This window comes from Dysgonomonas sp. 37-18 (genome assembly GCF_001899125.1).
In the GTDB taxonomy this organism is placed as follows: Bacteria; Bacteroidota; Bacteroidia; order Bacteroidales; family Dysgonomonadaceae; genus Dysgonomonas.
In genome coordinates this window covers 1-8,707 of sequence record NZ_MKVC01000039.1, presented here as the reverse complement: position 1 = coordinate 8,707, position 8,707 = coordinate 1, and the positions used below count along the sequence as shown (strand labels likewise).

The 8,707-nt window shown below is 41.4% G+C and carries 11 protein-coding genes and 2 pseudogenes; all 13 read right to left on the bottom strand.

The genetic code is table 11. From position 1 onward, the window contains the following. Positions 1 to 124, bottom strand: a pseudogene (locus BGO84_RS14250) (conjugative transposon protein TraK); the annotation flags it as partial. 45 nt (positions 125 to 169) lie between these two features. Further along, on the bottom strand, positions 170 to 1,171 hold the full coding sequence (gene traJ / locus BGO84_RS14245) for a conjugative transposon protein TraJ (RefSeq protein WP_291030170.1): 1,002 nt from the start codon (positions 1,169 to 1,171) through the stop codon (positions 170 to 172). Positions 1,172 to 1,173: 2 nt separating this feature from the next. Continuing rightward, positions 1,174 to 1,794 carry a DUF4141 domain-containing protein gene (locus BGO84_RS14240; protein WP_291030169.1) on the bottom strand — a complete coding sequence of 207 codons (621 nt, stop codon included), beginning with the start codon at positions 1,792 to 1,794 and terminating at the stop codon, positions 1,174 to 1,176. Positions 1,795 to 1,859: 65 nt separating this feature from the next. Continuing rightward, positions 1,860 to 2,174 (bottom strand): DUF3876 domain-containing protein, encoded by a 315-nt coding sequence (locus BGO84_RS14235; protein WP_291030167.1) that lies wholly within the window; start codon positions 2,172 to 2,174, stop codon positions 1,860 to 1,862. 13 nt (positions 2,175 to 2,187) lie between these two features. Next, the gene (locus BGO84_RS14230; RefSeq protein WP_291030165.1) at positions 2,188 to 4,680 is read right to left on the bottom strand and encodes a TraG family conjugative transposon ATPase; all 2,493 of its coding nucleotides are present in this window, start codon (positions 4,678 to 4,680) and stop codon (positions 2,188 to 2,190) included. Then, positions 4,673 to 5,008 carry a DUF4133 domain-containing protein gene (locus BGO84_RS14225; protein WP_291030163.1) on the bottom strand — a complete coding sequence of 112 codons (336 nt, stop codon included), beginning with the start codon at positions 5,006 to 5,008 and terminating at the stop codon, positions 4,673 to 4,675. The genes BGO84_RS14230 and BGO84_RS14225 overlap by 8 nt, the downstream gene beginning before the upstream one ends. 44 nt (positions 5,009 to 5,052) lie before the next feature. Further along, the gene (locus BGO84_RS14220; protein ID WP_006844193.1) at positions 5,053 to 5,355 is read right to left on the bottom strand and encodes a DUF4134 domain-containing protein; all 303 of its coding nucleotides are present in this window, start codon (positions 5,353 to 5,355) and stop codon (positions 5,053 to 5,055) included. Positions 5,356 to 5,527: 172 nt separating this feature from the next. Then, entirely contained in the window at positions 5,528 to 6,271 is a 744-nt protein-coding gene (locus BGO84_RS14215; RefSeq protein WP_291030162.1) for a hypothetical protein, read from the bottom strand. Between the two features lie 2 nt (positions 6,272 to 6,273). Next, positions 6,274 to 6,624 carry a DUF3408 domain-containing protein gene (locus tag BGO84_RS14210; RefSeq protein WP_366246708.1) on the bottom strand — a complete coding sequence of 117 codons (351 nt, stop codon included), beginning with the start codon at positions 6,622 to 6,624 and terminating at the stop codon, positions 6,274 to 6,276. Continuing rightward, a pseudogene (locus tag BGO84_RS14205) lies at positions 6,596 to 6,820 on the bottom strand (DUF3408 domain-containing protein); the annotation flags it as partial. The pseudogene BGO84_RS14205 and the gene BGO84_RS14210, both read right to left, overlap by 29 nt. A gap of 55 nt (positions 6,821 to 6,875) precedes the next feature. Then, on the bottom strand, positions 6,876 to 7,310 hold the full coding sequence (locus BGO84_RS14200; RefSeq protein ID WP_291030159.1) for a DUF3408 domain-containing protein: 435 nt from the start codon (positions 7,308 to 7,310) through the stop codon (positions 6,876 to 6,878). Between the two features lie 6 nt (positions 7,311 to 7,316). Further along, the gene (locus BGO84_RS14195; protein ID WP_291030157.1) at positions 7,317 to 8,087 is read right to left on the bottom strand and encodes an AAA family ATPase; all 771 of its coding nucleotides are present in this window, start codon (positions 8,085 to 8,087) and stop codon (positions 7,317 to 7,319) included. 413 nt (positions 8,088 to 8,500) lie between these two features. Continuing rightward, positions 8,501 to 8,707 (bottom strand): hypothetical protein (locus tag BGO84_RS14190; protein ID WP_291030156.1); only part of this gene is annotated, 207 nt, incomplete at its 5' end.

The following is an 8,707-nucleotide window of genomic DNA, read 5'->3' as shown; positions in this document are numbered from 1 at the left end:
CAAAGTTGTACGACGACCATACCGAGTAACCCGTAATGGCGGCACACATACAGACAAAGACAATGCCAAACAGGCGTATCTGTCTAAATGATGTTTCTATATTTTTTAAACTCTTGAACTCCATTTGTTCGTTTTATTTTGAATTAATAAATGAATACAGTGTGACTCATTATTCCTTACCCATCAGGCGACCGGCGACATTCCCTGCCGCAGCTCCGGCAACACCTCCTGCCATTGCAGCCCCTTTGCTCGCCATTGTGTTTACTCCACGGGTAGCACTACCGCCACCTGCCTGAATAACCCAACCCGCCACACTCGGAATAGAAAAATATCCGATAATGCCGATGATGAAGAAAATAATATATACACCGTTACTGGCATCCGGTACATAGGACGGATCTCTCAACATATCTATATCCATTTGCAGCATAAGTGCCTGAATCTTGGAGAGTAGTGCCGAGAATAGGTCGGCAATGGGTAGCCACAAGTAGATAGAAATGTAGCGGGAAATCCAATTGGTCAGCGTGGATTGAAAACCGTCATAAATAGAGAGGGCGAAGGCAAGAGGTCCTAATATTGACAGGACCACAAGGAAAAACGTTCGCAGGGTATCAATGGTAAGGGCTGCGGCATTGAACAGCAGTTCGAAGAAATCCCGGATCAGTTGGCGGAACCACACTTTCATATCGTACCAGGTTCGTTCTCCCCACATGGAGATCATTTCGGCAGCATCCGTAATTCCGAGATCTTTCATCTTTTGGTCGTACACCTCGTCATCGACCAGCCATGCTTTTCCTTCACGCAGCCGTGCATCGTATTCCAATCGCTCTTTCTCGGCTTGCAAACCATGTACATCTGTCATTTGTGTTTCCAATATGGTATGTGTTCCTTTTACGACAGGAGACATAACGGCGTTGATAGTACCAAGTACAAAAGTCGGAAAGAACATAATGCAGAGTCCGATGACAAAAGGTCTGAGCAGTGGATATACATCTATCGGTTCTGCCCGTGCCAAAGCTTGCCATACACGGGAAGCTACATAAAAGAGTGCACCGAGTCCGGCTATTCCTTTAGCAACACCGACCATATCACCACAAAGGGGCATCATATCCTGATGCAGATTCCTCAGAAGCTGATGCAGATTGTCGAAATCTATTGCAAGCAGTGTCATGATTACCAATATCTATCGGATGGATTACCATACAAACTTTTAACTCGCTCCATATCTCCTTTTTCCTGACTACGGATAAAAGACACCGAAATGCTTTTCTTGGAAAAGTAGCGGACAAGGTTGCGATGCTCTAGCATCTTGGCGTGTATATCATCTATGATTGACATACGCTCGGCATCGGTCATCGAAAGTCCGTTGGAGAGGGAAACGACATTCTTTATATCCGCAAGCAGATTACCACTTTCATTCAATAGCTTGGCATATCCGTTCGATATGGCTTCCAATTCGTTGACGCTAAAATTCCTATCGGATAGCATCTTGTTGAAGTTGGTAGAATAGATCTGCGATATTTCGCTGACTAGCTCTACTGTTTCTTTCACTTTGCGGGCATCTTTGATCAGATTGTGTACCGATTCTAATTTGTCATAATACTGTTTTCCCTGATCGTAGATTTTTTGCATCTCCTTGAAAGAGTTAATCACATTACTGGCTGTTGTGGCTGTTTTGGAAACAGTCATAATATTTTGTGCCAGATTCGAGGGATCGATCACCGTCCATTGTGCTTTTACCTGATAGGTGCACAGTCCCATGAGTGCCACAAGGCAGAAAAGTATTTTCTTCATATTCGTTATTTTTAATTGTTATTACTCGTTTTACCGTCCGAAGGTCGAAGGTAGCCCCAAATGAGCTAACCCTCCTCCCGGACATACTCTCCGAAAGCGGAAAGGTGCAGGATCTCTTGCTCCCGGTCATAAGCAATCTCGATACGCTCGTACAGTTCAATGTAATGCAGACCGAATACGTTGTAGACCGTACAATCACAGACTACCAGCGGGTTGTTGTATGTAAGACAGAGGCGGATGCCTCCCTTTTTTCGGGAGATGTTGCGGTATATGTTTATCGCAGGTGCACCGTCTCTACTTACCCAACGCCCCGTAATCTCCCGCATGGAAAAGTCTGTAGAAGTGGAACAAGGATCGGTTATATTACTTGAACTGAACATAGCTTTTCGTTTTTTACTTGCGTTTACTTTCAGCTATTTGTTTTATAGCCAACTCAATATTACCATCCAACTCTTCGGTTTTCCGAGCAACCTCCAGCTTCTCCGTTTCTTCCGTTGTGAACGTAAAATACTCTTCCAGACTCACTTCAGTGGCATATACAGCCGACTGAACACCGCCCAATCCGAACCAGACTTCTTTGTATTTTCGGTTCGGATTGTTGGACATATTGATGGATAACACCTGACTTTTTTCTTTTTCGGTCAGCCCTAACAAAGCTTGGATGCTATCAAATTTGTTCATGTATTTACGTTGGTCTAAGAGAATTTTACAGTCGCTGTTGTTGATAATACTCTCTTTCACAATAGGCGAAGCGATAATATCGTCCACTTCCTGAGTGACAACGATTGCCTCGCCGAAGAACTTTCGAACGGTCTTAAAAAGGTACTTAATATACTCTGCCATACCTTCTTTAGCTATCGCTTTCCACGCTTCCTCGATTAATATCATCTTTCTGATGCCCTGTAAACGACGCATCTTATTGATGAAAACTTCCATAACAATAATCGTTACAATCGGGAACAAAATTTTGTGATCTTTAATCGCATCTATTTCAAAGACTATGAATCGTTTAGATAGTAAATCGAGTTGTTTTTCAGAGTTCAGCAGGAAGTCATATTCGCCACCCTTGTAATAGGGTTCAAGCACATTGAGGAAGTTGGCAAGGTCGAAATCTTTCTCCCGGACACGTTTGGCATCAAGGATAGCAGCATAGTCCAGTTTGACAAATTCGTAGAACGAGTTGAAGGAGGGTATAACCGATTCATCAATCGTTATACGTTCTATGTACAGACTGACCGCATTGGACAAAGCAACCTCCTCTGAGCGTGTGGGTGGTTCATTATCTCGCTTCCACAAAGTCATTATCAGGGTTTTGATACTTTCTCTTTTCTCGATATCAAAGACCCCATCGTCGGTATAAAAAGGATTAAATGAGATGGGATTTTTTTCAGTATATGTAAAATACACCCCATCTTCTCCATTGGTACGGCGGTTGATGAAATTACACAATCCCTGATAGCTGTTTCCCGTATCCACAAGCACGATATGAGTACCTTGTTCCCAATATTGGCGACACATATGATTGGTAAAAAAAGACTTACCACTACCCGAAGGCCCCAAGATAAACTTGTTGCGGTTCGTGATAATTCCCTGCTTCATGGGCAGGTCGGAAATATCCACATGGATGGGTTTCCCAGAAACCCGATCACACATCTTGATACCAAAAGGTGAAGGAGAAGATTTGTAGTTCGTTTCCTCTGTGAAGAAACACAAAGCAGGTTCTATAAACGTGTAGAAACTTTCTTCACTCGGAAAATCACCCGCATTGCCCGGCATCGCAGCCCAATAGAGTGTAGCGACATCCACTGTGTTGTGGCGGGGCTTGCACTCCATGAGAGCCAATTGTGAGCCGACATCGTTACGGATATTTTTGAGTTCTTCCGCATCGTCAGACCATGCCATTACATTGAAGTGTGCCCGAACAGAAGTCAATCCGAAACTATGGGCTTCGTTCAGGTACTTGTCGATCCACTCTTTATTTATTTGGTTTCCACGACTGTACTTCGATAACGATTGCATATTACGGGCAGATTTTTCAAACTGCCGCAGGTTCTCTGCCGAATCGTCCAGAAATATGTACTGATTATATACATGGTCACAGGATAAGAGCAATCCCACAGGCGAGGCAAACGACAAACGGCAATCACTCCGATCCGTAGATAGCTTTTCGTATCGCATATCTGTTCCGATTGTTCCCGGTAAATCTTCCACATCGGAAATGGTATGCAGGCATACCGTTTTATCTCCAATGCGTAGCCCGTCCGCTCCTAACTCCAGATCCTCCAGACAAGTGGTATCTTCCAATGAGAGGGCAAAGTATTTTTCAATCAGCCCTGCTTCTTTTTCCGTTCCCGTTATTTCGTCTGAAGCAATACGTGTCAGGGTAATAAATCCCGAATCGTTTAAGATACGCTCGAACTGTCCGACTGCTTCCAAAAAGCATACTGCCATCTCTTTATTGACCTCTTTGGGGATGATATACCCTCGACAGAGCGATGAAAAATTGCTTTGCATCCGCATCCGATCCTTTGTCGTTTTGGTCAAAAACAAAAAGCAAGTATGGTTCAGAAAAGGACGTTCGTTGAAGTGACGCTCAAATGAGCGGGATAGAAAACTCATGTTCTCCTTATCGGTTGAGGGTTTGTAGTTCTCTTTGACAAACCAATCCTGTTTGTGAATAACCGAGTAGTCGGGCAATACCTTGATCGCTTTCGTCCAAGCTGAGTGTATGGCTTCGTATTCGCTACCCGTAACAGTGAACAGCTCCGGCAGATCGACACGGTAAGCTACCGTTATATCCGCATCTTTGCTGATGATGCAGTCATGTTCAACTGAAAGCAAGGGAAACTTACTTTCGATGGTAGCTGCTTTTAGTGTATTACGCATTCCGTACCTCCTTCTTTTTGGGGTATTGGAACAAGCGACGGGAATTTTTACGGTTGATCAGAAAACGGGGATGTTGCCGTTTGGCGAGCAACTTCATGAGTCCGTGTTCTCCGTATTTCGCATTCAGGTTGAAAGTCAGCCATACCAGTGCAGAAGCAGCGATAACACCGGAACCGATGCATACCCACTGATCTACTCCGGCCATATACATCACAACAAATACGATGAATACAGCCAGTAGACCACCTGCGAAGATGAAAAGATATTGTGCTTTCAAACCCTTAAATTCCACGCTCTTGCCAATGCCTTTGTTAATATTATACTCCATTTTTCTTATTCGTATTTAATGAATAATAAAGGGGTCTGAGACCCTTACAGGAAGAAAGAGCGTAGAATAGTGGCGGCAACAATCAGAAAGATACACGCTCCAAACCACGAAGCAGCAGTTTTAGAGGTGTCCGGATCACCTGAAGAGAATTTATTATAGACTTTGATTCCTCCGATGAGTCCTACAACTGCACCGATGGCGTAGATGAGTTTTGTGCCCGGATCGAAATACGAAGTCACCATATTGGTGGCTTCGGTAATACCTCCGATACCGTTACCTTGTGCGAATACAGATGATACAGCAACCATGATAAAGGCTGCTGACAGAAGAAATTTTTTCTTTGTCATACGATTTTTGATAATAGTACAGGGGGTGGAATAGTCCCCTGTACTGAATGAATAATGTTGTTTAACTTTGATTTTTTAGTGGGGGTCGCAGACCCTTTTGTTTGGCTGACGCACATTCACGCTAGCCATAGTCTTTTTGCTTCATACTCTTTTGTTTTAATTGTTAGCTACTTTACGCAAATCCGCGTACATCAAACTCTTTAGGTGCTCTGACTGTCGGTTCCTCCAATTCTCCAGCGTCTTGTTGTTTGCGATGAAAGGCAGCGAAATAGTCATCCATAAGTAAGGATACGACCACTTTCTTTTTAGGTTCACCCGATACAACCTGTTCAAACATATCGGTCTTTCGTATCTCGACTAATACCCGTCCGGCTTCTTCTTTTTCTTCGGATGTTGCATTGTCGGGAGTCTCTACCGTTCGCACCATACTCGCCAAATTATTGAAGTCAAGTCCCAACGCCATTGAAACCCCGGCTCTCCCTTCGGTATCTGCATCTTCTGTTTCCTCTTCGTCTATTTCGTCAGAATCATTGTCAGTCTCAAATTCGGGGGGAGTGTTCTCAATCTCTAAATTGATTTCATCCGAATTATCTTCCGTTCTATTGTCTGTCGAAAAAACTTCATCGAGTTTATCCAAAGGGATTGCTGCCGAGGTCTTTTTTTCTTCTTTCTCGACAAATATAGAAGCATTTTCTTTCTCTTTTTCGTTATTAATCAGAGTGGTAGCTTCTGTCCTCGATTGTCTCAGGTCAAATTTACTTTTGCCGATAATATCTTCTTTTGGTGCTGCATGAAATGGGTTGAAAGCAGGCTTTTTCATCGCATTCTTTCTTCGTTTCAGCATCCGCTCCCGAAGCAAGTAAAGGACAACAAACAATGCGTACAGCACGATGGCTGATATAATGTATTGTTTCATGGCTAAAATATATCCGTGTTCTTTTTGCGATACAGTTCGGTAATCTCGTTTTGATAAGTATCAAAATGGAGTTCCAATATGTTATCAAGATAATCGAACAAGGTGTAATCGTTTTCGCCGATAACTTGTACAATCTTCATAATTCGTTCGTGGAACTCTTTTCGGATGTAGACTACTTTTCTATCTCTGGTTCTATTTTGGATTTCTCTAAAAAAACAAGCTTCATATTGTTGGACCGCTATTGGAGTTACTACGTTAGAAGTTTCAACAAGAGTAACTTTTCGATTAATTTTTCTTCTCCTTTTCATATTGTTTTCTTTTAGTTTAAAATACTTTTTCGATATTATTATCATACAGTTCAGTTATATCTTCCTGATAAGTAGTGAAATGATGTTCCAAAACATTGTAGATGTAACTGAATAGGGAAACATCATTCTTGGCGATGACGTGGAGTATCTTAATGATTCTCTCGTGATGCTCTTTACAGATATAAACCGTTTTTCCGCTTCGTGCAGCTATTGACGTTTCTCTAAAAAATCTTTTTTTATATTGGTCGGGAGAAACGATACGTTTTCTTTTCTTTACCATATTTTTTCTTTTTGATTTATATCAGATCGCCACGTTCTTGGCGGTAGAGTTGGTTTATTTCTTCTTTATTCTGATTGAGATGTTCCTCCAGTACAGTGTCTATGTAGCCACCAAGTGTTACTTCATTTCCCGATTCAACTAATGTTCGTACCAATCTTACAATAAGTGAATGCACACGATGACTGATATAAACACACTGCCGAGTTTTGATTTCGTTGCGTTTCAGAAATGTTTCTTTGAAGCCTGCCGATTGTTGCCCCCGCTTACGACGAGAGGGTGATTCTCTTACCTCTTGAGGTGGATGGTTAGCGATACCTTCTTGTTCGGGCAAAATCTTTTCTTCCAATATTGGCTCTGATTCCGATGGGAGCAGAATATCCCGGTTATCAGGCTTGATCTGACCGATAATAAAATCGGGATCAAACGTCGATGTATCTACTTTCTTAGCCATGGCACATTATTTTAGCAACTCCAGCATTTCATCACTAAGAGCATCTATATTGCTGCCCTTGACCAGTGATTTATCCGCAGGAAATAAGGTTGAACGGAACAGTGCTTTATGACTGATAGATTGCTCCTTGCGGAAACGCTTACTATCAGGGATAAAGGTCTGGAGCACAGAGAATCCTAGTTCTTTGATTACTCCCTCATAAACCTCATATAATTCGGACTTTTCTCTACCATCGACCATATTCCAGAGCAAACGCATGGCTTTGATATTCGATTTGCCGGAGTTGAGAATATTATCTCTCACTGCTATCATATAGTTAAGGGTACTTTCCATCACCACACGGTCGGCAGCAATGGGACCGATAATATAATCCATACTGGCAAGAGCTAAGACTAAATCACGATTGTTCATCGTTCCGGGCAAATCGAAGAACACAAAATCATATTCAGCGTTCCCACAAAGTGCATCGGCATCATTTAATGCCTTTTCTGTACTGCTCTCAATTACGGGATATGCTTTCTTTTGATCCAAACGGATAAACTGTTCATACAGCATCCCTTTGTAATACTCATCGTTTTCGCACATTTTAAAATCCCGTTCCCGCATTTGAGAAATTGAGTGTTGCGGATAGTCGCAGTCTATCACTGCTACATTGTATCCCTTTACATAATGAAGATAAGAAGCTATCAAAACTGTAAGAGTAGTTTTTCCTGCTCCTCCTTTTTGTGTACTGAATGCCACATACTTAACTTCATTTTTACTTTCATCCTTTTTCATAACATCAATTATTTTAGTTTTCAAATATTTATTTGTTCGTATCCCTACTGCGATACTTCTCTAGCCAATTATTTTTTTATTGCTCCGGATAACTATTGTTTCGTTGTAATACTTTTTTCAATTATTGCTTTTGTTTCTATCTCAATATTTTCTTTTTCGACTTTCTTCTTTTTTGAAAAAGTGATACGCTACTTCTGTACGACATTACTGTTTTAAGACTGTACATAATCGACTTCTAGACTTCTCATTTTTCTTAGAATTTACATAAGAAAAGATTTACAAAAACAGATATTCAAAGATTTTCTGACAGCAAATAAAATCTATCTTTTTCATACTTACACTATGTTTTCGAGAGGTGGCAGCTTGTGTCTATGGTTGTCTATATTTATTGATTTTCAATTGATTATTTTAGGTTATAACTTTGCTGCATGAAACGTCAAAGAGGATTCATATCGGTTTTTAATTTTGTTCCGACATTCAAAAAATGCCTGATATAAATCAGGCTTATATCCCGAATTTTTCGGGATAGGATGATGCCCTTTATGGGCAAAAAGTATTTGCATTTGGGCAAATAGCAAGGTATGTTGAGTGCATCGCAAAATGAATTTTGCAGCACACAA